The sequence below is a fragment of the Micromonospora sp. LOL_023 genome, assembly GCF_048060115.1.
GTDB lineage: Bacteria > Actinomycetota > Actinomycetes > Mycobacteriales > Micromonosporaceae > Micromonospora_E.
The window spans coordinates 50,227-75,330 of sequence record NZ_JBHMIM010000037.1; the positions used below are offsets into that span (position 1 = coordinate 50,227).

General features: G+C 70.0%; 23 protein-coding genes and 2 pseudogenes. 18 read left to right on the forward strand and 7 right to left on the reverse strand.

Going from position 1 to position 25,104, the window contains the following annotated elements; all coding sequences use genetic code 11:
* Positions 1–4: 4 nt before the first annotated feature.
* Genes polA through ACFHVL_RS19930 form a run of 3 tightly spaced genes read left to right on the forward strand, consistent with a single transcriptional unit; the run spans position 5 to position 5,126 of the window.
* On the forward strand, positions 5–2,692 hold the full coding sequence (gene polA, locus ACFHVL_RS19920) for a DNA polymerase I (protein WP_416629722.1): 2,688 nt from the start codon (positions 5–7) through the stop codon (positions 2,690–2,692).
* Positions 2,693–2,748: 56 nt separating this feature from the next.
* A complete protein-coding gene (locus ACFHVL_RS19925; protein WP_416629723.1) occupies positions 2,749–4,362 on the forward strand; it encodes a peptide chain release factor 3 in 1,614 nt (537 codons plus the stop codon).
* A gap of 29 nt (positions 4,363–4,391) precedes the next feature.
* The gene (locus tag ACFHVL_RS19930) at positions 4,392–5,126 is read left to right on the forward strand and encodes a spermidine synthase (RefSeq protein ID WP_416629724.1); all 735 of its coding nucleotides are present in this window, start codon (positions 4,392–4,394) and stop codon (positions 5,124–5,126) included.
* Between the two features lie 26 nt (positions 5,127–5,152).
* On the opposite strand, the pseudogene ACFHVL_RS19935 reads toward ACFHVL_RS19930, so the two are convergent.
* The 4 genes and pseudogenes from ACFHVL_RS19935 to ACFHVL_RS19950 all read right to left on the reverse strand — a co-directional run.
* Positions 5,153–5,515 (reverse strand): annotated as a pseudogene (locus tag ACFHVL_RS19935) (DUF3140 domain-containing protein); the annotation flags it as partial.
* 7 nt (positions 5,516–5,522) lie between these two features.
* Positions 5,523–5,792 carry a DUF2945 domain-containing protein gene (locus ACFHVL_RS19940; RefSeq protein WP_416629725.1) on the reverse strand — a complete coding sequence of 90 codons (270 nt, stop codon included), beginning with the start codon at positions 5,790–5,792 and terminating at the stop codon, positions 5,523–5,525.
* Between the two features lie 50 nt (positions 5,793–5,842).
* Positions 5,843–6,478: a Uma2 family endonuclease gene (locus ACFHVL_RS19945; RefSeq protein WP_416629726.1), complete on the reverse strand. Its 636-nt coding sequence runs from the start codon at positions 6,476–6,478 to the stop codon at positions 5,843–5,845.
* Positions 6,479–6,563: 85 nt separating this feature from the next.
* Positions 6,564–7,397, reverse strand: a pseudogene (locus tag ACFHVL_RS19950) (class I SAM-dependent methyltransferase); the annotation flags it as partial.
* Positions 7,398–7,831: 434 nt separating this feature from the next.
* Here ACFHVL_RS19950 and rpsA point away from each other — a divergent pair.
* The 3 genes from rpsA to uvrB all read left to right on the forward strand — a co-directional run bounded on the left by rpsA (position 7,832) and on the right by uvrB (position 13,111).
* A complete protein-coding gene (rpsA, locus tag ACFHVL_RS19955) occupies positions 7,832–9,352 on the forward strand; it encodes a 30S ribosomal protein S1 (protein ID WP_416629727.1) in 1,521 nt (506 codons plus the stop codon).
* 162 nt (positions 9,353–9,514) lie between these two features.
* Positions 9,515–10,711 (forward strand): dephospho-CoA kinase, encoded by a 1,197-nt coding sequence (gene coaE, locus ACFHVL_RS19960; RefSeq protein ID WP_416629728.1) that lies wholly within the window; start codon positions 9,515–9,517, stop codon positions 10,709–10,711.
* Between the two features lie 282 nt (positions 10,712–10,993).
* A complete protein-coding gene (gene uvrB, locus ACFHVL_RS19965; RefSeq protein ID WP_416629730.1) occupies positions 10,994–13,111 on the forward strand; it encodes an excinuclease ABC subunit UvrB in 2,118 nt (705 codons plus the stop codon).
* Here uvrB and ACFHVL_RS19970 read toward each other — a convergent pair.
* Positions 13,104–13,511: a hypothetical protein gene (locus ACFHVL_RS19970; RefSeq protein ID WP_416629731.1), complete on the reverse strand. Its 408-nt coding sequence runs from the start codon at positions 13,509–13,511 to the stop codon at positions 13,104–13,106. The two genes, uvrB and ACFHVL_RS19970, sit on opposite strands and share 8 nt — an antisense overlap.
* A 411-nt stretch (positions 13,512–13,922) precedes the next feature.
* Between ACFHVL_RS19970 and ACFHVL_RS19975 the strand changes: the two genes are divergently transcribed.
* The 6 genes from ACFHVL_RS19975 (at position 13,923) to ACFHVL_RS20000 (ending at position 17,017) form a co-directional block, all read left to right on the forward strand.
* On the forward strand, positions 13,923–14,831 hold the full coding sequence (locus ACFHVL_RS19975; RefSeq protein WP_416629733.1) for a helix-turn-helix domain-containing protein: 909 nt from the start codon (positions 13,923–13,925) through the stop codon (positions 14,829–14,831).
* Entirely contained in the window at positions 14,824–15,039 is a 216-nt protein-coding gene (locus tag ACFHVL_RS19980; RefSeq protein ID WP_416629734.1) for a DUF397 domain-containing protein, read from the forward strand. Before ACFHVL_RS19975 ends, ACFHVL_RS19980 begins: the two co-directional genes overlap by 8 nt.
* A 2-nt stretch (positions 15,040–15,041) precedes the next feature.
* The gene (locus tag ACFHVL_RS19985) at positions 15,042–15,272 is read left to right on the forward strand and encodes a DUF397 domain-containing protein (RefSeq protein WP_416629754.1); all 231 of its coding nucleotides are present in this window, start codon (positions 15,042–15,044) and stop codon (positions 15,270–15,272) included.
* A 285-nt stretch (positions 15,273–15,557) separates the two neighbouring features.
* Positions 15,558–15,743 carry a DUF397 domain-containing protein gene (locus tag ACFHVL_RS19990; protein WP_416629735.1) on the forward strand — a complete coding sequence of 62 codons (186 nt, stop codon included), beginning with the start codon at positions 15,558–15,560 and terminating at the stop codon, positions 15,741–15,743.
* 185 nt (positions 15,744–15,928) lie between these two features.
* A complete protein-coding gene (locus ACFHVL_RS19995; protein ID WP_416629756.1) occupies positions 15,929–16,126 on the forward strand; it encodes a PadR family transcriptional regulator in 198 nt (65 codons plus the stop codon).
* Positions 16,127–17,017, forward strand: a complete 891-nt coding sequence (locus tag ACFHVL_RS20000; protein ID WP_416629736.1) for a hypothetical protein — start codon at positions 16,127–16,129, stop codon at positions 17,015–17,017.
* Between the two features lie 58 nt (positions 17,018–17,075).
* Here the strand turns inward: ACFHVL_RS20000 and ACFHVL_RS20005 are convergent, their stop codons facing one another.
* Both ACFHVL_RS20005 and ACFHVL_RS20010 read right to left on the reverse strand, forming a co-directional pair.
* Positions 17,076–17,894 (reverse strand): ABC transporter permease, encoded by an 819-nt coding sequence (locus ACFHVL_RS20005; RefSeq protein ID WP_416629738.1) that lies wholly within the window; start codon positions 17,892–17,894, stop codon positions 17,076–17,078.
* Entirely contained in the window at positions 17,891–18,868 is a 978-nt protein-coding gene (locus tag ACFHVL_RS20010; protein ID WP_416629740.1) for an ATP-binding cassette domain-containing protein, read from the reverse strand. The genes ACFHVL_RS20005 and ACFHVL_RS20010 overlap by 4 nt, the downstream gene beginning before the upstream one ends.
* A 53-nt stretch (positions 18,869–18,921) precedes the next feature.
* On the opposite strand from ACFHVL_RS20010, the gene ACFHVL_RS20015 reads away from it, so the two are divergent.
* From ACFHVL_RS20015 to ACFHVL_RS20040, 6 genes are all read left to right on the forward strand, one after another.
* Positions 18,922–19,680 carry a TetR/AcrR family transcriptional regulator gene (locus tag ACFHVL_RS20015; protein WP_416629742.1) on the forward strand — a complete coding sequence of 253 codons (759 nt, stop codon included), beginning with the start codon at positions 18,922–18,924 and terminating at the stop codon, positions 19,678–19,680.
* Between the two features lie 80 nt (positions 19,681–19,760).
* Complete coding sequence (locus ACFHVL_RS20020) at positions 19,761–20,684, forward strand: STM4015 family protein (RefSeq protein WP_416629743.1); 924 nt, start codon at positions 19,761–19,763, stop codon at positions 20,682–20,684.
* Between the two features lie 20 nt (positions 20,685–20,704).
* Positions 20,705–21,817: an STM4014 family protein gene (locus ACFHVL_RS20025; RefSeq protein WP_416629744.1), complete on the forward strand. Its 1,113-nt coding sequence runs from the start codon at positions 20,705–20,707 to the stop codon at positions 21,815–21,817.
* Positions 21,814–22,638: an STM4013/SEN3800 family hydrolase gene (locus ACFHVL_RS20030; protein WP_416629745.1), complete on the forward strand. Its 825-nt coding sequence runs from the start codon at positions 21,814–21,816 to the stop codon at positions 22,636–22,638. Before ACFHVL_RS20025 ends, ACFHVL_RS20030 begins: the two co-directional genes overlap by 4 nt.
* Before the next feature lie 2 nt (positions 22,639–22,640).
* Entirely contained in the window at positions 22,641–23,984 is a 1,344-nt protein-coding gene (locus ACFHVL_RS20035; protein WP_416629747.1) for an STM4012 family radical SAM protein, read from the forward strand.
* Positions 23,981–24,973, forward strand: coding sequence for an STM4011 family radical SAM protein (locus ACFHVL_RS20040; RefSeq protein WP_416629749.1), 993 nt, complete (start codon positions 23,981–23,983; stop codon positions 24,971–24,973). The genes ACFHVL_RS20035 and ACFHVL_RS20040 overlap by 4 nt, the downstream gene beginning before the upstream one ends.
* Positions 24,974–25,104: the final 131 nt, after the last annotated feature.

A 25,104-nucleotide genomic window follows, 5' to 3' on the forward strand; every position in this document is an offset into this window, starting at 1 on the left:
TGACGTGACCGACGACGCGACCCGACTGCTGCTTCTCGACGGCCATTCCCTGGCCTACCGGGCGTTCTTCGCCCTGCCCGTGGAGAATTTCTCCACCAGCACCGGTCAGCCCACCAACGCGGTCTACGGCTTCACCTCGATGCTGATCAACGTGCTGCGCGACGAGCGGCCGACCCACATCGTGGTCGCCTTCGACCTTTCCCGTCGGTCGTTTCGCACCGAGCAGTACGCCGAGTACAAAGCCGGCCGTTCGGAGAGCCCGGCTGACTTCGCCGGCCAGGTCAGCCTGGTCCAGGAGGTTCTCGACGCGCTGCGGATCCCGTTCGTCACCAAGGAGAACTACGAGGCGGACGACATCATCGCCACGCTGGCCTGCGAGGGCCGCGACGCCGGGATGGACGTGCTGATCTGTACCGGCGACCGGGACGCCTTCCAGCTGATCGACGACCGGATCACCGTGCTGTACCCGCGCAAGGGCGTCTCCGACCTTGCCCGGATGGATCCGGCGGCGGTCACCGCCCGCTACGGGGTCGGCCCGCAGCACTACCGCGACCTGGCCGCCCTGGTCGGCGAGTCCAGCGACAACCTGCCCGGGGTGCCCGGGGTCGGGCCGAAGACCGCCGCCAAGTGGATCAGCCAGTACGGCGGGCTGGACGGCGTCATCGCCCAGGTCGACCAGATCAAGGGCAAGGCGGGGGAGAATCTGCGCGAGCGCCTCGCCGACGTGCTGCGCAACTACGAGCTCAACCGGCTGGTCGCCGACCTGGAGCTGCCGGTGGCCACCGCCGACGCCAAGTGGGCCGGCTGGGACCGCGAGGCCGTCCACCAGGTCTTCGACAGCCTGCAGTTCCGCATTCTGCGGGACCGCCTCTACCAGTACCTCGACGCCGTCGAGCCGGAGGCCGAAGCCGGCTTCGACCTCGCCGGTGAGATCCTCGGCGCGGGCGCCGTCGGGCCCTGGCTGGCCGGCAACGCCCCGGCGGGGGCAAGCGTCGGTGTCGCGGTCGCCGGCACCTTCGGTCGGGGCACCGGAGCGCTGACCGCGGTGGCGGTGGCCACCGCCGACGGCGCGGCGGCCTGGTTCGACCCGGCCGGCCTGGACGCCGACGACGAGGCGGCGGTCGCCGGGTGGCTCGCCGACGAGCAGCGGCGCAAGGTGCTGCACGACAGCAAACCGGCCAGGCTGGCGTTCGCCGCGCACGGCTGGTCGTTGACCGGCATCGACCGGGACACCGCGCTCGCCGCCTACCTGGCCCGCCCCGACCAGCGCTCGTACGACCTGATCGACCTGGCGCTGCGTTACCTGCACCGGGAGCTGCGGGTCGACGCCCCCGACGACGGCCAGCTCACCCTGGACGGGTTCGGACCGCAGGGTGAGGTCGAGCAGAATTTGATGCTGCGGGCCCGGGCCACTCTCGATCTGGCCGACGCGATCGACACCGAGCTGGCCCGTGACGGCGACGCATCGACCCGGCTGCTCGCCGACGTGGAGCTGCCTCTGGTGGAGGTGCTGGCCGGGATGGAGCAGGCCGGCATCGCCGCCGACACCGACTACCTGACCGAGCTGGAGGCGTTGTTCGCCGCCGAGGTCAAAGCCGCCGCGCAGGCCGCGTACGAGGTGATCGGCCGCGAGTTCAACCTGGGCTCGCCCAAGCAGTTGCAGGAGATCCTCTTCACCGATCTCGGCCTGCCCAAGACCAAGAAGATCAAGACCGGCTACACGACCGACGCCGACGCGCTGCAGTGGCTGTTCGTGCAGACCGAGCATCCGCTGCTGGCGCACCTGCTGCGGCACCGTGACGTGGCCCGGCTCAAGTCGACGGTGGACGGGCTGCTCAAGTCGATCTCCGACGACGGGCGGATCCACACCACCTTCAACCAGACGGTGGCGGCCACCGGCCGGCTCTCCTCGACCGACCCGAACCTGCAGAACATCCCGATCCGTACCGAGGAGGGCCGGCGCATCCGGCGGGCGTTCGTGGTCGGTGCCGGCTACGAGTCGCTGCTGACCGCCGACTACAGCCAGATCGAGATGCGGATCATGGCGCACCTGTCCCGCGACGAGGCGCTGATCGAGGCGTTCAACTCCGGGGAGGACTTCCACGCGGTGACCGCGTCGTCGGTGTTCCAGCTGCCGCTGGAGTCGGTCAGCGCCGAGCAGCGCCGCCGGATCAAGGCGATGAACTACGGGCTGGCGTACGGATTGAGCGCGTTCGGGCTGTCCCAACAGCTCGGCATCGGCACCGACGAGGCCAAGAAGCTGATGGAGGAGTACTTCAGCCGCTTCGGCGGGGTCCGGGACTACCTGCAGACGCTGGTCGCCCAGGCCCGCCAGGACGGCTACACCTCCACCGTGCTGGGTCGTCGCCGCTACCTGCCGGACCTGGTCAGCGACAACCGGCAGCGCCGGGAGATGGCGGAGCGGATGGCCCTCAACGCCCCGATCCAGGGCTCCGCCGCCGACCTGATCAAGGTGGCGATGCTGCACATCGACACCGCGCTGCGGGCTTCCACCTTGCGGTCGCGGATGTTGCTGCAGGTCCACGACGAGCTGGTGTTCGAGGTGGCCCCGGGGGAGCGGGCCGACCTGGAGGAGCTGGTCCGCCGGGAGATGGGCGGCGCGTACCCGCTGTCGGTGCCGCTGGAGGTCTCCGTCGGTGTCGGCACCAACTGGCACGGTGCCGAGCACTGACCCGCAGCGGTAGGCCACCGACCGGGCGAAGCCTCCCGCTGCGTTAGGGTTCCGAGGTGTCTGTGATCTCGACCAGTGCCAGCGCCGCGAACGACGTCGCCACCGAGGCGGCCCGGCGGCGTACCTTCGCGGTGATCTCGCATCCGGACGCGGGCAAGTCGACGATCACCGAGGCGCTGGCGTTGCACGCCCGGGCGATCAACTCCGCCGGTGCGGTGCACGGCAAGGGTGACCGCCGCGGCGTGGTGTCGGACTGGATGGCGATGGAGCAGCAGCGGGGGATCTCGATCACCTCGGCCGCTCTGCAGTTCACCTACCGCGACGTGGTGATCAATCTGGTCGACACGCCGGGGCACGCGGACTTCTCCGAGGACACCTACCGGGTGTTGACGGCGGTCGACTGCGCGGTGATGCTGCTCGACGCGGCGAAGGGCCTGGAACCGCAGACGTTGAAGCTGTTCGAGGTGTGTCGACACCGCCGGGTGCCGGTGATCACGTTCATCAACAAGTGGGACCGCCCGGGGTTGGAAGCCCTCGAGTTGTTGGACGAGGTCGAGCAGCGGATCGGGTTGCGGTGTACCCCGTTGACCTGGCCGGTGGGGGTGGCGGGCCAGTTCCACGGGGTGGCCGATCAGCGCACCGGCGAGATGGTGGCGTTCACCCGTACGCCCGGTGGGGCGACCGCGGTGATCGAGGAGGAGTTGCCGGCGGACGCCGCCGCGGCCCGGTACGGCGAGGACTGGGTGCGGGCGGTCGAGGAGCTGGACCTGCTGACCGCGACCGGTGCCGTCCACGACTCGGCGGCGTTCGTGGCGGCGGCGACGACTCCGGTGCTGTTCGGCGCGGCGGTCACCAACGCCGGGGTGCGTCAGCTGCTCGACGTGCTGGTGGACACCGCGCCGGCACCGGCGGCCCGGCCGGACACCACCGGCAGTCCGCGCCCGCTGGACGCCCCGTTCTCGGGTTTCGTGTTCAAGACCCAGGCCAACATGAACCCGGCGCATCGCGACCAGGTGGCGTTCGTCCGGGTGTGTTCGGGTCGGTTCGAACGCGGCATGGTGGTCACCCACGCGGGCACCGGCCGCCCGTTCGCCACCAAGTACGCCCAGCAGGTGTTCGGCCGCGACCGGGACACCATCGACGAGGCTTTCCCGGGTGACGTGGTCGGTCTGGTCAACGCGACCGCGTTGGGGATCGGCGACAGCCTGTACGCCGCCGGCCCGGCGGTGACGTTCCCGCCGTTGCCGTCGTTCGCCCCGGAGCATTTCGTGGCGATCCGGGCGACGGATTCGTCGAAGTTCAAGCGGTTCCGTCGGGGGATCGAGCAGCTCGACGGTGAGGGCGTGGTGCAGGTGCTGCGCTCGGACCGTCGCGGGGAGCAGTCCCCGGTGCTGGCGGCGGTCGGGCCGATGCAGTTCGAGGTCGCCACCCACCGGCTGGCCGCCGAGTTCGGCGTGCCGACCGCGATCGACCATCTGCCGTACACGTTGGCGCGGCGGACCGACGCGGCCAGCGCGGCCGCGCTCAACGCCGCACCCGGCGTCGAGGTGATGACCCGGGTCCGCGACGGGGAGCTGCTGGCGCTGTTCCCGGACAAGTGGCGGCTGTCGACCGTCCGCAACCGCGACCCTGACCTGGTGCTCGAACCGCTGCTCGCCGACGCCCAGTGACCTCGGCCCACACCGACCGGGAGGTTGCGATGCCGGCACGTTTCGCCGAACTGGACTGGCGGGAGACCCCGATGGGGGAGATCAGCCTGCGGCGACGGCACGACCCGACGGTCGACCGCGACGTGTACGAGGTGAAACTTGGCGACGAGTTCCTGATGTCCAGCCTGTTCACCGTCGCCGAGGAGGAGCTGGCCCGGCTGGCCCTCGACGCGGTGCGCGCCGACACCGACGCGGTGCCTGCCGACCTTGACGTGGTGGTCGGTGGGCTGGGCCTCGGCTACACCGCCACGACCGTGCTGGACTATTCCTCGGTGCGGTCGCTGATCGTGGTGGACGCCATCGACGCGGTCATCGACTGGCACCGGCGTGGCCTGGTGCCGGCCGGGCTGCGGCTGGCCGCAGATCCGCGGTGCCAGCTGCTGCACGGCGACTTCTTCGCCCTGGCCGGACAACCCGCCGGGTTGGACCCGGTCGAACCCGGGCGGCGGTTCCACGCGATCATCGTCGACATCGACCACTCGCCCCGCCACCTGCTGCACCCCGGGCATGCCGACTTCTACCAGCCGGCCGGGCTGCGTCAGCTGGCGGCGCACCTGCATCCCGGCGGGGTCTTCGCGCTCTGGTCGAACGACCCGCCGGAGGACGAGTTCGTTGCCGGGCTCGCCGACGTCTTTGCCACCGCCCGCGCCGAGGTGGTCAGCTTCGCCAACCCGTTGCAGGGCGGCACCTCGGCGAACACCGTCTACCTGGCCACCGTCGCCTGACCCGGGGCGACCCGGCGGGATGCTCACCCCTGCAGCGGATCGTGGCCCCAGTTCATCAGCGAGTGCCGCCACCGGGTGTCGGTGACGTCGCCGGACGGGCGTTGGGCCAGATGCCGGTGTACGTACCCGACGACCTTGCGCATGTGCGCGTAGTCGTCGTCGGACAGCGCCTCCCGCCTGGTCCGCAGCAGGCTGACGATCCGTCGGCCGGAGGCATGCCCGACCGACTCGCCGCCGTCGTTGTGCTGCCCGGCGGCCTTCGACTCCGGGGTGCGCAGCCATCTCGTCAACTCGTCCGGGCTCATGTTGACCGCCTCGACGAACGCCCGGTACGCCTGCGCGGCGTCGTCGCGACTGCGGTCGGTCCGGTGACCGCTCTGTCGGGTCATGGTGGGTTCACGTGTCACGGCGCAGCGCCTGCGGCTTGTGGACCGCGTCGCGGCCCGACTTGTCGCTGCGGACCCGGTACTGCGGGTGCTCGGGGTCGGCGACCACCGTACGGCCGGCGGCCTGCCGCCGGGAGGTGATCTCTTCTTCCACCGTGCCGGGCACGGTCACTCCGTGGCTGCGCCAGTTGACCCGGTCACCCGGGCGCGGGTGTTCGACCGGCTGGCCGGGGCGCTGTTCGGGGCGGTCGCCCTCGCGGGGCCGATTGTTTCTCGCCATGCCGCGCGGTTACCCACCGGCTGGTCGGCAAACCGCACGGCGGGCACGGTCTACGGGGTGATCTCGCCGATCGGCAGCTTCACCGGGAACGGGGTGTCGAGTTCGAGCAGGTCGGCGGTCTGCGCGACGAGGGCGTACTCCCGCTCGCCGCTGGCACCGGGCCGGTCGCCGAGCCGGTACGCGTAGATCCGCACCGGGTCCTGCTCGACGCGCCAGTAGTGGCCGATGCCGACGGCGGCGTACCCGGCCGGCTTGTCGAACCGGTCCCGGCGCCGGGTCGCCGGGGAGACCACCTCGACGACCAGCAGCACCTCGTCCGGGGTGAGGTAGTGCCGGTCGCCGCTGCCGCCCTCGGCGCGGTGCACCAGCACATCCGGCTCGTAGGTGTTGCGTGGCCCGACCGCGACCCCGACCGCCTGGGTGGCCCGGTAGCCGTCCGGCATGTGTCGATGCAGCCACAGCCACAGCAGACTGGCGATGCTCTGATGGCCGAGGGTGGGGGAGGGAACCACGGTGACGACTCCGTCGAGGAGTTCGACGCGGGGGGCGTCGGCGGGCAGGGCGAGGACGTCTTCGATGCTGTAGTCAGCCAACCGCTGCCGGACCGGGTCCGGCTGCCACGGTGCTGCTGCGCTCCACGCCCCGCCAGGCGGCGCTGCGGCAGGGTGGATCGGCTCGGCGCTCACCCGGTCAGCGTACCGCCGCCGCGGCCGCCCCGTTGGCTGCCGGCGGCGCGTCGCCGGGCCTGTCGGCGAGTTCGCCTGCGTCGGTGGGCCTGTCGGCGACGAAGATGGCGGTGCCGGGGAACAGCCGGCCACGCAGCGGACTCCACTGCCCCCAGATCTGCTCATGCCCGTCCGGCCAGGGCGGCTCGACGATGTCGCGCAGGACGAAACCGGCGCCGACGAGTTCGCGGACCCGGTCGCCGACGGTGCGGTGCTGCTCGACGTAGCTGGGCACCCCGTCGTCGTCGGTCTCCACGTACGGCCGGCGGTCGAAGTAGGAGTGCACCGCGACCAGCCCGGGTTCACCCGGGTCGTCAAGGAAGATCCAGCGCATCGGGTGGGTGACGGAGAAGACCCAGCGTCCGCCGGGGCGCAGCACCCGGTGCACCTCGCGCATCGCGGCGGCCGAGTCGGCGACGAACGGCACCGCGCCGAACGCGGTCCAGACCGTGTCGAAGGCGTCGTCGGCGAACGGCAGGGCGAGCGCGTCGGCCTGGATCAGCGGCACCCGTACGCCGGTGCGGTCGGCCCCGGCTTCAGCCTGGCGCAGCATGCCGGCGGACAGGTCCAGGGCGACGCAGTCGGCGCCCTGGCCGGCCAGCCAGCGGCTGCCGCCGGCGGCGCCGCAGCCCAGCTCCAGAACCCGCCGGCCGGCGACGTCGCCGAGCAGCCCGGCGTCGGCCTCCAACAGGCCTTCCGGACACCAGCGCAGGTCGGCGTCGCCGAGGAAGTCGCCGTGCTCGGCCTGGTAGTCGTCGGCGTCGGTGTCCCACCAGCGGCGGTTCGCCTGGCGGGCCTCGTCGTCGGTGACCGCGTGTCTGGTCACTCTGGGTGCGTCCGTGCTCGGCCCGTCGTCGTACGCGGCTGCGGCGGTGTTCACGGCGGGGAGGGTAACCTCCCGGTCCGCGTGGGAGCGTGACCAGGGGTGGCGTGCTAGGGTTGATGACCCATTGATGTGATGTGATCTCGCTCACATGTGGCCGGGGACTGCCGGCGAATCCCCGCCTGAGGGCCCGTTTTCGCCGGGCCCCCGGATGTGGCGATCGGATAGCTACCGGGAGGGCTTGCACGCTGTGGTAATGCAAGCGGTAGGCTAGATGGCGCGCTCGCGGATCGTGTGCCTCGGCAGGGAGCAGGTCCGCGGTCGGCGGTTACATCCGATGATGGCAGCGGCGGTCGATGATCCCCTCGGTCACGGTCGGTGACGACGACGTCATCGTCGCGGTGTGCCCGCCGGCGGATCCGTGAGCCACGCCAGGTCACCGCGACGACAAACCAGCAGTGACACCCATCCGATCCGGAGCAACCGCCCACATGACGAGCAGCATCGAGGCCACCTCGAGCGCCCCCAAGGTCACCGTCGACGACCTCGGCAGCGAGGAAGCATTCCTCGCCGCTATCGACGAGACCATCAAGTACTTCAACGACGGCGACATCGTGGAAGGTACCGTCGTCAAGGTCGACCGGGACGAGGTCCTGCTCGACATCGGCTACAAGACCGAGGGCGTCATTCCCTCGCGCGAGTTGTCGATCAAGCACGACGTGGACCCTGCCGACGTTGTTTCGGTTGGCGATCACATCGAAGCCCTTGTCCTGCAGAAGGAGGACAAGGAAGGCCGGCTGATCCTGTCGAAGAAGCGTGCGCAGTACGAGCGCGCGTGGGGCACGATCGAAAAGATCAAGGACGAGGACGGGGTCGTGCGCGGCTCGGTCATCGAGGTGGTCAAGGGCGGCCTCATCCTGGACATCGGGCTGCGGGGCTTCCTGCCCGCCTCGCTGGTCGAGATGCGGCGCGTACGCGACCTGCAGCCGTACGTCGGCCGCGAGCTGGAAGCCAAGATCATCGAGCTGGACAAGAACCGCAACAACGTGGTCCTGTCCCGCCGGGCCTGGCTGGAGCAGACACAGTCCGAGGTGCGCACCGAGTTCCTCAACAAGCTGCAGAAGGGCCAGGTCCGCAAGGGCGTCGTCTCCTCGATCGTCAACTTCGGTGCCTTCGTCGACCTCGGCGGGGTGGATGGTCTGGTGCACGTCTCCGAGCTGTCCTGGAAGCACATCGACCACCCGTCCGAGGTGGTCGAGGTGGGCCAGGAGGTCGAGGTCGAGGTCCTCGACGTCGACCTGGACCGCGAGCGGGTCTCGCTGTCGCTCAAGGCGACCCAGGAAGACCCGTGGCGCCAGTTCGCCCGGACCCACGCGATCCAGCAGATCGTGCCCGGCAAGGTGACCAAGCTGGTGCCGTTCGGCGCGTTCGTTCGCGTCGACGACGGCATCGAAGGCCTGGTGCACATCTCCGAGCTGGCCGAGCGGCACGTGGAGATCCCCGAGCAGGTCGTTCAGGTCGGCTCCGACGTCATGGTCAAGGTCATCGACATCGACCTGGAGCGTCGGCGGATCTCGCTGTCGCTCAAGCAGGCCAACGAGGGCTTCGTCGAGGGTGAGGACCACTTCGACCCGACCCTCTACGGCATGGCCGCGACCTACGACAACGAGGGCAACTACATCTACCCGGACGGCTTCGACCCGGAGACCGGGGAGTGGCTCGAGGGCTTCGACAAGCAGCGGGAGACCTGGGAGCAGCAGTACGCCGAGGCTCGCACCCGCTGGGAGGCGCACACCAAGCAGGTCCAGACGGCCCGCGCGGCCGACGCCGACGCCGCTGCCAACCCGGCTCCGCCGGTAGCCGCCTCGACCGGCGGCAGCAGCAGTGGTGGGGCGACCTCCTCCTCCAGCTCGACCCCGTCGCGGTCCGGTGGAGAGGAGCCGATCGGCACCCTCGCCACCGACGAGGCGCTCGCCGCACTGCGCGAGAAGCTCGCGGGCGGCAAGAGCTGACCAGCACCAACTGAGCAGCACCAGGTCCCGCCGGGGTTCGCCCCGGCGGGACCTTTCTTCTGCGTCGTCGCCGTTTGAGGCTTGGCACGGCCGGGGCTGCCTGGCGCTTCACCGGCACACCCCGACGCCGCCCCGGCGGAGCGGTTCCGGTTGACTGTCGGCATGCTGAAGGTGGGACTGACCGGCGGGATCGGCGCCGGCAAGAGCGCGGTCGCCACCCGGCTGGCCACGAGCGGCGCGCTGATCGTCGACGCCGACCTGCTCGCCCGGGAGGTCGTCGCCGTCGGCACCGACGGGCTGGCCGAGGTGGTCGCGACCTTCGGCCCGGAGGTGCTCGCCGCCGACGGCTCCCTGGACCGGCCGGCGCTCGGCGCCCGGGTCTTCGCCAACCCGGACGCCCGGACCCGACTGGAAGCCATCGTGCACCCGCGGGTACGCCGCCGTACCGTCGAACTGACCGCCGCCGCCCCGGCCGACGCGGTCGTGGTCAACGACGTACCGCTGCTGGTGGAGACCGGGCTCGCCCCGGCGTACCACCTGGTGGTCGTGGTGTCCGCGGCCGAGCGGCTGCGCATCGACCGGCTGACCCGCGACCGGGGCATGTCCCGCGACGCCGCGCAGGCCCGGATCCGGGCCCAGGCCGACGACGCCCAACGGGCCGCCGCCGCCGACGTGCTGCTGGACAACGACGGCAGCCGCGACGACCTCACCGCCGTCGTCGACCGGCTCTGGCGCGACCGGTTGGTGCCGTACGAGGCGAACCTGCGCGCCGGCCGCCCCGCGCCGCGACCGCCGCTGGCCGCGCTCGCCGAGCCGGACCCGACCTGGCCGGCACAGTTCGACCGCATCGCCGCCCGTATCCGGCACGCTGTCGGCGCGGACCGCCGCGTCGACCACGTCGGCTCCACTGCAGTGCCGGGGCTGCCCGCCAAGGACGTCATCGACGTCCAGCTCACGGTCGACTCCCTCGACGACGCCGACGGGTGCGCCGCCGCGCTGGCCGCCGCCGGGTTCCCCCGGCTGCCCGGCGGTCGGTCGGACAGTCCGAAACCGGGCCAGGACGGTGCGTCGACGGAGGCGCGCTGGCCGAAACGGCTGCACCGCAACGCCGACCCCGGCCGCGCGGTCAACCTGCACGTACGGGTCGGCGGCTCGCCCGGATGGCGCTACGCGTTGGCCTTCCGCGACCACCTGCGGGCCGACGAACGGGAGCGGGCCGACTATCTGGCCGTCAAGCGGCGGATCGCCGCCGCCGCGCCGACGACCCGGGAGTACGCGGTGGCGAAGGAGCCCTGGTTCGACCAGGCCTGGCCGCGTCTGCTGCGGTGGATCGAGGAGACTGGCTGGCAGCAGCCGTGACGGACAGCGGCGAGGTGACCTGGCGGTAGGTGGGGCGCTCGCGGCGGCCGGGTCACGCAGGGCGTGACAACTTCGGATGCGCTCGCCGGCTGGCGCCGGGGCAGCTACCCGAACATTTGGACTTCCGGCGCGCCGGTGTGGGCGCTGCCGGTGGTCCGCGCGGCCGCCGCGAGCGGCCTACCCCGTCACGGTATCGCGGGTGTGGCAGCCCACACAATGACAATATCGAAGCTGATCGGCGACCGGGCGTGGGTTGTCGGACCCTCGGCGTACGTTGGTGGCATGGCGCTCGACATCCCGCGACTCGACGGCCGCTTCCAGGTCGTCAGCGACTACTCCCCGGCCGGCGACCAGCCGGGGGCCATCGACGAGCTTGAGCGTCGGGTGCGTCGGGGCGATCGCCACACCGTGCTGCTCGGCGCGACCGGCACCGGTAAGAGCGCCACCACCGCCTGGCTGGTCGAGCGGCTGCAGCGACCCACCCTGGTGATGGCCCCGAACAAGACCCTCTGCGCCCAGCTCGCCAAGGAGTTCCGCGAGCTGATGCCGCACAACGCGGTGGAGTATTTCGTCTCCTACTACGACTACTACCAGCCCGAGGCGTACATCCCGCAGACCGACACCTACATCGAGAAGGACTCCTCGATCAACGAGGAGGTGGAGCGGCTGCGGCACTCGGCGACCATGTCGCTGCTGACCCGCCGGGACGTGATCGTGGTCGCGACCGTGTCGGCGATCTACGGCCTGGGCACCCCCCAGGAATATCTGGAACGCGCGGTCAAGGTCGCCACCGGTGCCGAGCAGGACCGTGACTCGCTGCTGCGTCAACTGGTCGAGATCCAGTACGCCCGCAACGACCTGGCCTTCAACCGGGGCACCTTCCGGGTCCGCGGCGACACCCTGGAGATCATCCCGGCGTACGAGGAGTTGGCGGTCCGGATCGAGTTCTTCGGCGACGAGATCGAGAAGCTCTACTATCTGCACCCACTGACCGGCGACGTGGTCCGCGAGGTCGACCAGCTGCTGATCTTCCCAGCCACCCACTACGCCGCCGGGCCGGCCCGGATGGAGCGGGCGATCGGCGACATCGAGGCCGAGTTGACCGAGCGCCTGGCCGAGCTGGAGCGGCAGGGCAAGCTCCTCGAAGCGCAGCGGCTGCGGATGCGCACCACCTACGACATCGAGATGATGCGCCAGGTCGGCTTCTGCTCCGGCATCGAGAACTACTCGATGCACATCGACGGGCGCGGCTACGGCAGCCCGCCGCACACCCTGCTGGACTACTTCCCGGACGACTTCGTCACCGTGATCGACGAGTCGCACGTGACGATCCCGCAGATCGGCGGCATGTTCGAGGGCGACGCGTCGCGCAAACGAATGCTGATCGACCACGGGTTCCGGCTGCCCAGCGCCGCCGACAACCGGCCACTGCGCTTCGACGAGTTCCTGGAGCGGGTCGGCCAGATGGTGTTCCTGTCCGCCACCCCGGGGCCGTGGGAGATGGAGCACGCCGCCGGCGAGTTCGTCGAGCAGGTGATCCGCCCCACCGGGCTGGTCGACCCGCAGGTGCTGGTCAAGCCGACCAAGGGACAGATCGACGACCTGATGCACGAGATCCGGCTGCGCACCGACCGCGACGAGCGGGTGCTGGTCACCACGCTGACCAAGAAGATGGCCGAGGACCTCACCGACTATCTGCTGGAGCACGGCATCCGGGTGCGTTACCTGCACTCCGAGGTCGACACGTTGCGCCGGGTCGAGCTGCTGCGCGAGCTGCGCAAGGGCGAGTACGACGTACTGATCGGCATCAACCTGCTGCGCGAGGGTCTCGACCTGCCCGAGGTGTCGCTGGTGGCGATTCTCGACGCCGACAAGGAGGGCTTCCTGCGCAGCGGTCGGTCGTTGATCCAGACCATCGGCCGGGCCGCTCGTAACGTCTCCGGCGAGGTCCATATGTACGCCGACAAGATGACCCCGTCGATGGCCGCCGCGATCGACGAGACGACCCGGCGCCGGGCCAAGCAGGTGGCGTACAACGAGGCGCACGGCATCTCGCCGGAGCCGCTGCGTAAGAAGATCCACGACATCCTCGACGACATCTACAAGGAGGCCGAGGACACCGACGGCGCGCTCGCCGGTCGGTCGGTCGGCGGCTCCGGCCGGCAGATGTCCCGGGGCAAGGGCCCGGTGCCGGAGACCCGCAGCAGGGGTCGGGGCACCACCACCCCGTCCAGCGCCGGGATGGCCCGCGCCGACCTGGCCCAGCTGATCCAGGAGCTCAACGACCAGATGCTCAATGCGGCCCGCGAGCTGCAGTTCGAGCTGGCCGCCCGGATCCGCGACGAGATCTCCGAGCTGAAGAAGGAGCTGCGGGCGATGGACGTCGCCGGCGTCAGCTGAGCCGACTGCCGGGCAGGAGCTGGGCCAGCTCGACGCCGGGGCGCTGACTGGCCCGCCACAGCAGCCCCCACGTGTCGTCGAGACCTGACTCGTCGTCGCCTTGCCGGTCGGTTGCGACTTGGGCGGGTGGTGGTGTGGGCTGGGCGGGCGTCGCCGGCCAGCCCGGCTCGCCGGGGCGGACCAGCTCCAGCTCGCCCCATTGCAGGTAGAAATCCCAGGCGTCCTCGACGGTGCGGAAGACGCCGACCTCACGGATCTCCCGCTGCGGGTGCCGGAAGTAGACCAACGCCTCGTCGGCGTACTCCAGACCCCAGCCGACGGCCGGAAACTCCGGCGCTCCGTCCGCCGGGTCGACCGGCTCGATCAGCAGGAACTGCTCGGGCGGCGAAGTGTCGTTCATGACTTCCTCCACGTTGTCTTCGCTGGGGATCACATGTTCGTCTGACCGTCGCTTCATATTTGCGGCTTATGTTCTGCGATCGACCGCAGGCGCTGCGCCTTCGGCGGGTACCCCGTGTGCACTGGTTGGAGAGCTCGACGTGTCGGCTACCGACCCCCTTGGCAGATCGGGGCTGACCGTGCCCTGGAGTTGCAGGGTGTCGAGCGCTATGGATGTCAGTCAACACCACCGAACCCTAAACCGCAATACTGCAAAAACAGGGTTTCGGAACATGGTGTGCGGATCATGTCCTCGTGACAAGGGATGTGATGCTCGTATACCGTGGCGAACGGGCTTCGGCGTAGATCGTCTAGGTTGGACCGTGGTAAGGGCTTCATGTGGAACGACTAAGCTGCAGGGTGGGAGGGGTGAATGCCTGCAAGGAGGAACGTCGCCGGGCCTGACGGCTCAGGCTCGATGGCCGCGCGCAGGAGGCTCGGACGCCTGCTGACTGAGCTGCGCGAAGCCAAGGCCATCACACAGGAGGCAGCGGCCGAGTACATCGAGCGGGTGCCCTCGACCCTCTACCGGATGGAGACCGGCAAGCCTGGGGTCCGCATCCGGATCAAGCAGGACATTCACGGCCTATGCGAGCTGTACGAGGTCGACGCACCTACCCGCGAGGCGCTGGTGCAACTTGCCGAGACGACCAAGATCAAGGGTTGGTACCAGCCCTACCACGACCTGCTGGTGCAGACGAACTTTGACTCGTACATCGGTCTGGAGCAGGACGCGAGCGAGATCGACACCTTCGAGTCGCAGCTCGTGCCCGGCCTGTTGCAGACTGAGCGGTACGCTCGCGCGCTGGTCAGCGTCCCGGACAACCGGGAGCGCGACGCCGACGAGGTCGAGCGACGGGTCCGGATGCGGCTACGCCGACAGGAGATTCTCACCCGCACGGACCCTGTTCGGTTGGACGCCGTGTTGAGTGAAGCGGTGCTTCGGCAGGTGGTGGGTGGGCCTGCGGTGATGATCGAACAGCTTCGGCACCTTGCGACCAGCAGCGAGCGGCCGAACATCACGCTGCGTGTGCTGCCCTTCGCGGCCGGACTCCACGACGGATTGGTGTCCGGCAGCTTCGTGATCCTGCGGTTCCCCGACGACATCGAGTCACCGGTGGTGTACTCAGACGTCCTGTTGGGAGGTCTCTGGTTCGAGGCGCCGAGCGAGGTTGCCCGGTTCGGTCGAGCGTTGACCAGCATCAGCGAGAGTGCCCTGGATCAACCCGCGTCCAGGGACATGATTGAGCAGACAGCTAAGGAGCTGACCGGAGATGTATGACCTGACCGGAGCGGTGTGGCGCAAGTCTATCCGCAGCAACAACAGCAACAACTGCGTCGAGGTCGCGACCGACGTGCCGAGCTACGACGGGGTTGTCGCCGTACGCGACAGCAAGGAGCAGAACGGTCCGGTGCTGATCTTCGACCGTGATGGATGGAAGGCGTTCCTCGTCGGCGCTCATACGGGCCGCTTCGACCTCCAGCCGTGACAATGACCGGTCTACCGGCAGCTTCCATCTCCGCGATACCTGTTTGCTCGGCAGGCGACCCGACCGAACCGCTGCGGTGGTGCAAGAGCAGCCGCAGCAACGCCAACGGGAACTGCGTCGAGGCCGCGTCGGCCGGTGAGGTGGTCGCGGTCCGCGACTCCACCGATCCGACTGGCCCGGTGCTCGCCTTCCCCGCCGCCATTTGGCGATCCTTCGTGGATAGCTTGCGCTAGCTGACGCTACCCGGCCAGGTCACCTCGCCGGATTGGGGCAGCGCGAGCCGCATGATTCGTTGTCGTATCGGTCCGTGACCACGTCGCGTCCGTAGCCGTGTCGATAATGATCAACGAGCGCTTCACTGCGCGGGACTTGACGGCGTACGCCTTCGGCCGCCCATACCGCAGACTGACATAGCCGCCTCGGTCGTTTGTCGGCGCTACGTCGAGGACCCGGCGTGAAGTGCTAGCCAACCTGGTAGCGGAAGGGTTGAACAGATCGTTACCGAATAGGGGTGTGCCGTGGAGTCGACTCCAACCGAGCTGCGCTGGCGCAAGAGCAGCCGCAGCAACGCCAACGGTGACTGTGTCGAGGTCGCCCCGGCCTGCGGGGTGGTTGCGGTCCGCGACTCCACCGACCCGACCGGTCCACGACTGGCCTTCCCCGCCACCGCCTGGCGCTCCTTCGTGGACGGCCTGCGCGGCTGACGCTACGCGGCAGGGTGCTTCAGGAATCATCGGCCTGGTGGCGGCCGGCCAGAAGCTGAACTCTGTTTCATCGTGATCCCCCTGAGGGATTTTGATCCCGCAGGGGGATCACGATGAAAAGGTGTCACCCCCGTAGGTCCGGGCGATCTCCTCACCAAACGGACGAATCCTGATCCGGTCTCCCGATCGAGGAGGGGACGCTCTACCCACTGCTGCGGCGGCTGGAGAGTCAGGGCGTCCTGGTCAGCGAGTGGCGTACCGAAGGGCAGCCACGCCGCTACTACCGCCTGAGCGCCGCCGGTGAAGAACTGTACGTCCGGCTCAAGGACTCGTGGTACGGGATGAACGAGGCCATGGGCCGACTGCTGAAGGGGGACAGGTAGATGCTGACCACTGAGGAACTGATCGATGCGTACGTCGTCGACGTGGCGCGGTTGCTGCCGCGCCGGCAGCGTAAGGATGTGGCTCTCGAACTGACGACGCTGCTGCGCGACGAACTGGCCGACAGCGACGATCCGGTGGCCCGGCTGCGGGCCTTCGGTCGCCCCGCCGAGGTGGCTGCCAGGTACGGGCAGCCGCCGATCGTCGTCGACCAGGCCGACACGCGCCGGTTCGTGCGGCTCAGCGTCGCTGGCGTACTGGTGATCTGGCTGCTCGGCGCGGTGTCCGCGACCGGTGTCGTCGACTGGTATTGGATGTACGGTCTGCCGGCGCTCTGGCGGCCCGGATTCCTCGTCGTGGCGTTCGGCCTCGGCGGCTCGGCGCGGCGTCGGTGGCCGGACCGCTTCGCCTGGCGGCCGCGCAGATCGACCGCCGGCCGGGTCGTCCGGTCCGGCCGGATCGCCGCTTTCGCCTTCTACGTCGCTGGTACGGTCGTGCTGGTCAACGCGGCCTGGCTGCTGGATCAGCTCGGGGCCGCGCCGCAGGCCGTGCAGGCCCTCACCTTCACCCGTGAGTTCGCCCAGTTCCGTGGCCCACTCGTGCTCGCCCTGCTGATCGCCACACTGGTGCATCATCTCGTGGTCACCGTTCACGGGCGGTGGCGGCCGGTCACCCGTACCGTCGGGATGCTCCTCGGACTGGCCATCTGCGCCGTGCTGACCTGGGTGCTGTTCGCCGGGCCCGTCTACCTGAGCCCGGAAGCCGACCGTACCGCCAAGTTCTGGGTCGCCGTCATCGTCGCCGTGAGCCTCGTCGACCTGCTGATCGAGGCCGGGCGTCTGCTCCAGCACCGGGTCGCCAGCCCGATGGCGCCGTCGCTGGGCTCGCTCTAGGCGAAGCCCGCAGCAGGGGTAGGTGCGGTGCAAGTGGCCTGCGGATGCCCCGGAGCGTTCAGCGTCCGCTGCGGACGTAGGCGCGGAACGACAGCGGAACGAAGATCACCAGCAGGGCGGCCGTCCAGAGCAGGACGGCGGTCATCGGATTCGCGAGTGGCCAGGCCACGTTTCCCGAGGGGACGCCCGGGTTGCCGAACAGCTCCCGTAAGGCGATGGTGAGCGCGCTCACCGGGTTCCAGTCCGCCAGGAAGCGCAACCAGCCTGGCATGTCGTCGGTTGGGACAAAAGCGTTCGACAGCATCGTGACCGGCAGGCCAAGCGGCACCGCCGCGTCGGCGACCTGGTCGTTCTTGACCGTTAGGCCGACATAGACGCCCACCCAGCTCAGCGCATAGCGCAGCACGATGATCAGCAGGAGAGCCTGAGTCGTGGGGATCAGGCCGCCGTGTGGCTGCCAGCCCACCAGCAGGCCGGTACCCACCATGATGGCCAGTATCAGCAGGCCGGTCAGCACGTCGGCGCCGGTTTGCCCGATCGGCACCGCCAGGCGTGCCATCGGCATGGAGCGGAATCGGTCCATCACGCCGCGGGCGGCGTCGCTGGCCGTCCGCGTCATGACCCCCAACCATGCGGAGAAGGTCACCATCGCGAACAGGCCGGGCATGAGGTACTCGCGGTAGTCGCCGCCACCCGGCACCTGGATCGCGCTGCCGAGGACGTAGCCGAACAGCACCACCATCACGGCGGGGAAGACCAGCGCGGCGATGATCTGGCCGGGCTCCTGCCGTAGCCGTCCGAACTCGCGGCCGATCAGGGTCAGCCCGTCGGCGAGCGTCCAGCCCAGGCGACCCAGCGGTGAGGTGGTGGCGGTCATCGGACGGGCTCCTTGTGGTCGGTGAGGCGCAGGAACACCTCGTCGAGGGTGGGGCGGCGCAGGCTCACGTCGGCGGCGGCGACTCCGGCGTGGTCGAGCTCGCGCACGATGTCGGCGAGGCGCAGTCCGGTGGCGGGCAGCGCGATGCTGAGCCGGTCGGCTCCGGTCGCCGTGGCTTCGGCGCCGGTCAGGATGGTCAGGACCGTCACCGCCGCAGGTAACGCTGCGGGGTCTTCGACGGTGACGTCGAGGTGGTCCCCGATCGTGGCCTTCAGCTCGTCCGGCGCGCCGGTGGCGATCACCTGTCCGTGGTCGATGACGGCGATGTCGTCGGCCAGCCGATCGGCCTCGTCCAGATATTGGGTAGTGAGCAGCACCGTGGTGCCATCGGCCACCAGTTCGCGGATGCTGTCCCAGATCTCGACACGGCTACGTGGATCCAGGCCGGTGGTCGGCTCGTCCAGAAAGAGCACCTCCGGGCGCCGGATGATGCTGGTGATCAAGTCGAGTCGCCGGCGCATGCCACCGGAGTAGCCGGCGACCAGGCGGTCGGCGGCGTGCGTCAGGCCGAAGCGGCCGAGCAGCTCGTCGGCCCGCCGGTGCGCCTCGCGGCGGGACAGGTGGTATAGGCGCCCGAACATGCGCAGGTTGCCACGGCCGGTGAGCCTTTCGTCCACGGCGGCGTACTGGCCCGCGAGTCCGATCCGCTCGCGTACCTTGCTGGCCTCGCGGACGACGTCGTATCCGGCGATGCGGGCGTGTCCGGCATCGGGATCGGACAAGGTCGCCAGGATACGTACCGCGGTCGTCTTCCCGGACCCGTTGGGTCCCAGTACGCCGCAGACCGTTCCCCTCGGAACGGCCAGGTCCAGCCCGCGCAACGCGGGGATGGCGCCGAACGATTTGTGCAGCCCGTCGGCGACCACGATCGGGTCCGCCCCGATCCCCTTACTGGGTACGTTGTACGCGGTCATGGTGGCCACTCTAGGAGACTGGGTACTATGTACGCAACCAGGAGGGTGGAGCGGTGGCCGACGCCGAGTACGTGAACATCTGGATGCGACCCGAGCGTCCGGCCTATGGGCCGAAGCCGGTCTACAGCCGCGTGCAGATAACCGAGGCGGCGATCCGGATCGCCGATGCCGAAGGGCTGGAGGCCGCCACCATGCGACGGATCGCCGCTGAGATCGGCGGCGGCGCGATGTCCATCTACCGGTACGTCCCGAGCCGAGACGACCTTGTCGAGCTCATGGCCGACCAGGTGATGGGCGAGATCGACATCGCGGGGATGCCCTCCGACGACTGGCGCACGGATCTGACGCGCTACGCCGACGGGCTTCGGGCCATGTGGCTGAGCCATCCCTGGATGGCCACCGTGCAGCGGTCACTGCCCAGCTTCGGCCCCAACCAGCTGCTCCTGATCGAACGACTGATGGGAGTGCTCGACGCCTTCATCTCCATCGACGAGAACCTTGGCCTCATAGCCATGCTGAGTGGCTACATCGAGGGCACTGTCCGCGAGGAGATCAGCTCGGCCAAGGAGCTGCGCCGCAGTGGGTTAAGCGAGTCGGAGTGGATGGCGCGGAGTCACCCGTACGTCGACCAGCTGGTGAAAAGTGGCGAGTACCCGATCTTCACCAGGATCGTGATGCAGGCGCGCCAGCCACACCTGAGCCGCGACGACCAGTTTCGGGCCGGACTCCAGCGGGTCCTCGACTGTATCGCCGCAGCCCTTCCATCAAGGGCCGACTCCGTGCCGCCAGGTGAACCGCAGTCGTCGCGGTAGGGCACAACGGGCAGCGGGTAGTCGTACCGGATTGCTATCGTGCCGGGTCCGCCGCCCACGCCGCCCTCGGAGCGCCTTCGATGACCATCAACGAGCACATCGCCCACTTCGCCGGCCTGCCGGTGGTCGCCTTCGATCCACAGACCGCCCCGGAGCACGCCGGAGCGCCGGTCGCCTGGCGGTTGCACGTCGACGACGACCAGCCTGATGATGCCTTCGCCCAACTGGTCACCACCTGGTTGGACACTGTCGACCCGGCGAGCGTCCAGGCGTTGGTCGTCGGTGACTGGGGAAATGCCTGGGACCGGGCGTTTCCGGCGCAGGTGCTGGTCGACGCCGCGCCCCGGCTGACGAACCTGCGGGCCGTGTTCCTCGGCGAGATGACCTTCGACGAGTGCGAGATTTCCTGGATCCTGCAGCCCGACATCACCCCGCTGCTGGCCGCGTACCCGGCGCTGGAGGTGCTGCGGGTACGCGGCGCGATGTCGCTGGAGTTGCAGGCCGTCCAGCACGCCGGGCTGCGTGAGCTCGCCATCGAATCCGGTGGGCTGCCGGCCAGCATCACCCGCGCCATCGTCGCCAGCGACCTGCCGAACTGCGCCCACCTCGAACTGTGGCTCGGCACCGAGGACTACGGGCGCGACACAGGCGTCGACGACCTCGCGCCGATCCTCGACGGCACCCGGCTGCCCGCCCTGCGTACCCTCGGGTTGCGAAACGCCGAGATCGCCGACGCGGTCGCCGCGGCCCTGGCCACGGCGGCGGTCGTGCCCAGACTGGACACTGTCGACCTGTCGCTGGGCACCCTCGGCGACGACGGCGCCACCACGCTGCTCGACGGCCAGCCGTTGACCCACCTGCGCCGGCTCGACCTGCACCGGCACTACCTGTCCGACGAGATGATGGCCCGGCTGCCGGCCGCGTGGCCCGGCGTCGACGTCGACGTCACCGATCAGCAGGAGGAGGATGAGCACAGGGGCCGGTACGTGGCAGTCGGCGAATGACCGGTTGTTAACCTCCCCCGATGAGCCACACCGTGCCGCTGGTGGTGGTCGGCAACCCGGACAACCGGCGGGTCGGCTCGTTCCGGGCCGCCGTGCACGCCGCTGGCCTGCGGGTACAGGTGCTGCCGTGGCGGGAGTTGGCCGCCGGCGACGTCAGCCTGCCCGATCGCGCGCAGGTGCGCATCGACTCACCTGGTGAGGACGCCGAGGTCGACCGGCTGCTGCGCGGTGCGGACCGCCCGTTGGCCCACGGCGAGATCAGTGGCGGTGCCGCCTGGTACGCCGGGCTGCTCGCCGCGCTCGCCCGGCTGACCGTCGCCGCGCAGCGGGCCGGAGCCACCCTGCTCAACGACCCCGCCGACATCGCCACGATGTTCGACAAGGGTGCCTGTCAGCGGCGGCTGGCGCAGGCCGGGGTGGCGCAACCGGCCGCGCTGGACGACGCGCCGGCCGACTGGGCGGCGCTGCGGACCGCGCTGGCCGCCGCCGGCTGGGCGCGGGTCTTCGTCAAACCGGTACACGGCTCGTCTGCCTCCGGCGTGCTGGCCCTGCACCTGGCCGGTGACCGGGTGCAGGCGGTCACCTCGGTCGAGGCGGCCGACGATGGACGGCTATACAACTCGCTGCGGCTGCGGGCCTACCGCACCGAACGCGAGGTGGCGTCTATCGTGGACCGGTTGGCGCCGGACGGGTTGCTGGTGCAGCGTTGGTTTCCCAAGGCCGGGCTGCACGGGCGGGTCTTCGACCTGCGGGTGCTGGTGATCGCCGGTCAGCCCGGCCATGTGGTGATCCGCAGCAGCGACGGGCCGGTGACCAACCTGCACCTGGGCAACCGGCGCGGCGACCCGGCGGCGGTACGCGCCGTGCTCGGCCCGCAGCGCTGGCCGGCGGCGCTCGCCGAATGCGTGGGCGCGGCCCGCTGCTTCACCGGCAGCCTGCACGTCGGAGTGGACCTGATGATCGCAAGTGACTGGCGGCGGCACGCCGTGGCGGAGGTCAACGCCTTCGGGGACCTGCTTCCCGGGGTGTGCGACGACGCCGGGCGGGACAGCTACGCTGCCCAACTGCACGCCCTGCGTACCGGCCGGTTCACCGCCTGGCGGGCCGCCGCCGCAATGGAGAGGTCGGCATGAAGGATCTGATCGGCAGCCACGACCTGCTGTTCGTCACCCTCGACACGCTGCGCTACGACGTGGCGGCCGAGTTGCTCGCCGCCGGTCGCACACCGCAACTGGCCCGGGTGCTGCCCGACGGTCAGTGGCAGTGTCGGCACAGCCCGGCCAGCTTCACCTACGCCGCGCACCAGGCGTTCTTCGCCGGTTTCCTGCCCACCCCGGCCGAGCCGGGCAGCCACCCCCGGCTGTTCGCCGCGCAGTTTCCCGGTGCCACCACCACCGACGAGCACACCTGGATATTCGACGCCCCGGACCTGGTGACCGCGCTGCGCAAGGAGGGTTACCACACCGTCTGCGTCGGCGGCGTCGGCTTCTTCAACCGGGCCTCGCCGCTGGGAGCGACCCTGCCCGGCCTGTTCACCGAGGCACACTGGGAGCCGACGTTCGGGGTGACCGCACCGGCCTGCTTCGAGGCCCAACTGGATCGGATCGCCGAGGTCGTCCCGGCGGTGCCGGCCGATCAGCCGTTGTTCCTGTTCGTCAACGTCGCCGCCATGCACCAGCCGAACCGGCACTACCTGCCCGGTGCCGACCGCGACAACCGGGACAGCCACGCCGCCGCTCTGGAGTACGTCGACCAGCACATCGGCCGGCTCTTCGCCACGATGACGGCCCGCGACCGGCCGTGCATGACGATCCTCTGCGCCGACCACGGCACCGCGTACGGCGAGGATGGACACAGTGGCCACCGGGTCGGCCACGAGGTGGTGTGGACGGTCCCGTACGCCGACTTCGTGCTCGCCCCGGGGTCGTGGCCCGACGTCGCCGGATCCCCGTGACCGTGCCCGGGTCACCCGCAGCCGGCGTCGGTGGGCTCGACGGTTCGCCGTACCAGGGATATCTGTACGGCTACCCGCACAAGACCGCGTACCGACCGCTGCGCCCACGCCCGGCGTTGCGTGACGTCTGGTCCGGGCAGCGACGCGACGCGCTCTTCCTCTACCTGCACCTGCCGTTCTGCGAGATGCGATGCGGTTTCTGCAACCTGTTCACCCGGTCGAACCCGCCGGCCGGGCAGGTGCGCGCGTACCTGGATCAGTTGGGTCGCCAGGCGGACCGGGTGTCCGCCGCGCTCGGCGACGACACCCGGGTCGCCCGGGTCGCGGTCGGCGGCGGCACCCCGACCTACCTGGACGCGGCCGAGCTGGCCGAGATGTTCGACCTGATCGACCGGTTCCGGCCGACCGGAACCCCCACGGCGGTGGAGACCTCGCCGGCCACCGCGACCCCGGATCGTCTGGCGGTGCTCAGCGAACGGGGCACCAGCCGGATCAGCATCGGCGTGCAGAGCTTCCTGGACGCCGAGGTGCGCGCCGCCGGCCGCCCGCAGCGGCGCAGCGAGGTCGAGCAGGCCCTGGTTGCCATCCGCGACCAGCCGATCGGTGAGCTCAACATCGATCTCATCTACGGCATCCCCGGTCAGACTCCGACCACCTGGGAACAGTCGTTGGCGGCGGCGCTGCGCTGGGCACCCGAGGAGTTGTTCCTCTATCCGCTGTACGTCCGCCCGCTCACCGGGCTGTCCCGACGCGCCCCGGCAGACCTGCTCGATCCACAGTGGGACGACCAGCGGCTGGCGCTGTACCGGCAGGGCGTCGACCGGCTACGGGCCGCCGGCTACCGGCAACTGTCCATGCGGCACTTCCGCCGGGCGCAGCTGCCGGACGACGTCACGGGCGGGTACTCCTGCCAGGACGACGGCATGGTCGGGCTCGGCTGCGGTGCCCGCTCCTACACCACCGACCTGCACTACTCGTTCGACTACGCGGTCTCGGTCAGCCAGGTACGGGCGATCATCGACGACTATCTCAGCCGGCCGGAGTCCGACTTCGACCACGCCGAGGCCGGGTACCGGCTCGACGTCGACGAGCAACGCCGGCGGTGGTTGATCACCTCGCTGCTGCGCGCGGACGGCTGCGATCCGCTCGGCTACGCCGACCGGTTCGCCAGCCACCCGACCGATGACTTTCCGCAGCTGGCGGTGCTCGTCGACCGGGGCTGGCTGACCGTGGCCGCCGACCGGTTGGCGCTGACCGACTCCGGGCTGGCCTACTCCGACGCGATCGGCCCGTGGCTGGTCTCCGGCCCGGTCCGCGCCGCGATGGCCAGTCTGCCGACCCGATGACCAGCCTGCCCGACCCGGTGATCAGACCTGCCGACCCGGTGATCAGACCTGCCGACCCGGTAGTCAGACCTGCCGACCCGGTGATCAGACCTGCCGACCCGGTAGTCAGACCTGCCGACCCGGTGACCGGGCCCCGGGAGCTGAGCATCCTCTACCGGGGGCCGCTGGCCAGTTGCAACTACGACTGCCCGTACTGCCCGTTCGCCAAGCGGCGCGACGACCCGGCGGCGCTGCGGGCCGATCGGGCGGCGCTGAAGCGCTTCGTCGACTGGGCCGGCCGCAACCCGCACGGCGACCGGATCTCGGTGCTGTTCACCCCGTGGGGTGAGGCATTGACCCGGTCGTGGTACCGGCGTGCGCTGCTGCGTCTGGCCGGGCTGCAGCAGGTGCGGCGGGTCGCGATCCAGACCAATCTGGCCGCCCGGCTGGACTTCCTCGCCGACGCGAGCGCCGCCGCGCTGGGCCGGCTGGCGTTCTGGGCCACCTACCATCCCGGCCAGGTCGACCCGGACCGTTTCCTGCGGCAGTGCGCGGCGCTGCGTACCCTCGGGGTCCGGTTTTCGGTGGGGATGGTCGGCCTGCCGGAGCACCTGGCGTCGGCGCGGTCGATGCGGACCGCGCTGCCCGCCGAGGTCTACCTCTGGGTGAACGCCGCCGACGGGCACCGCTACGACGCGGCGCAGGAGCAGGCGTGGACCGGGATCGACCCGCTGTTCGGCTACAGCGTCCGTCCGCACCTGTCGGCCGGTCGGTCCTGCCGTACCGGTGAGTCGGTGATCTCGGTGGCCGGCGACGGCACGGTCCGGCGCTGCCACTTCGTCGCCGAGCCGCTGGGCAACCTCTACGACGGTTCCTACCGGTCGGCGCTCGGGCCGCGCCCCTGCCCGTTGTCGACCTGCGACTGCCACATCGGCTACGTGCACCTGCGGACCCTGCCGCTGTACGACGTCTTCGCTGGCGGTGTTCTCGAACGCATTCCCGCCCGCTGACGCCCCTCCCAAGATCGCGACGATCTTGCACTTATCGATGGACAAGTCGGGCATATCCTGTCGATAACTGCAAGTCACCCGGTCCCCTTGGGGAGGACGCCGCGCAGGCGTGAAAATGGTGGGTAGGTCGC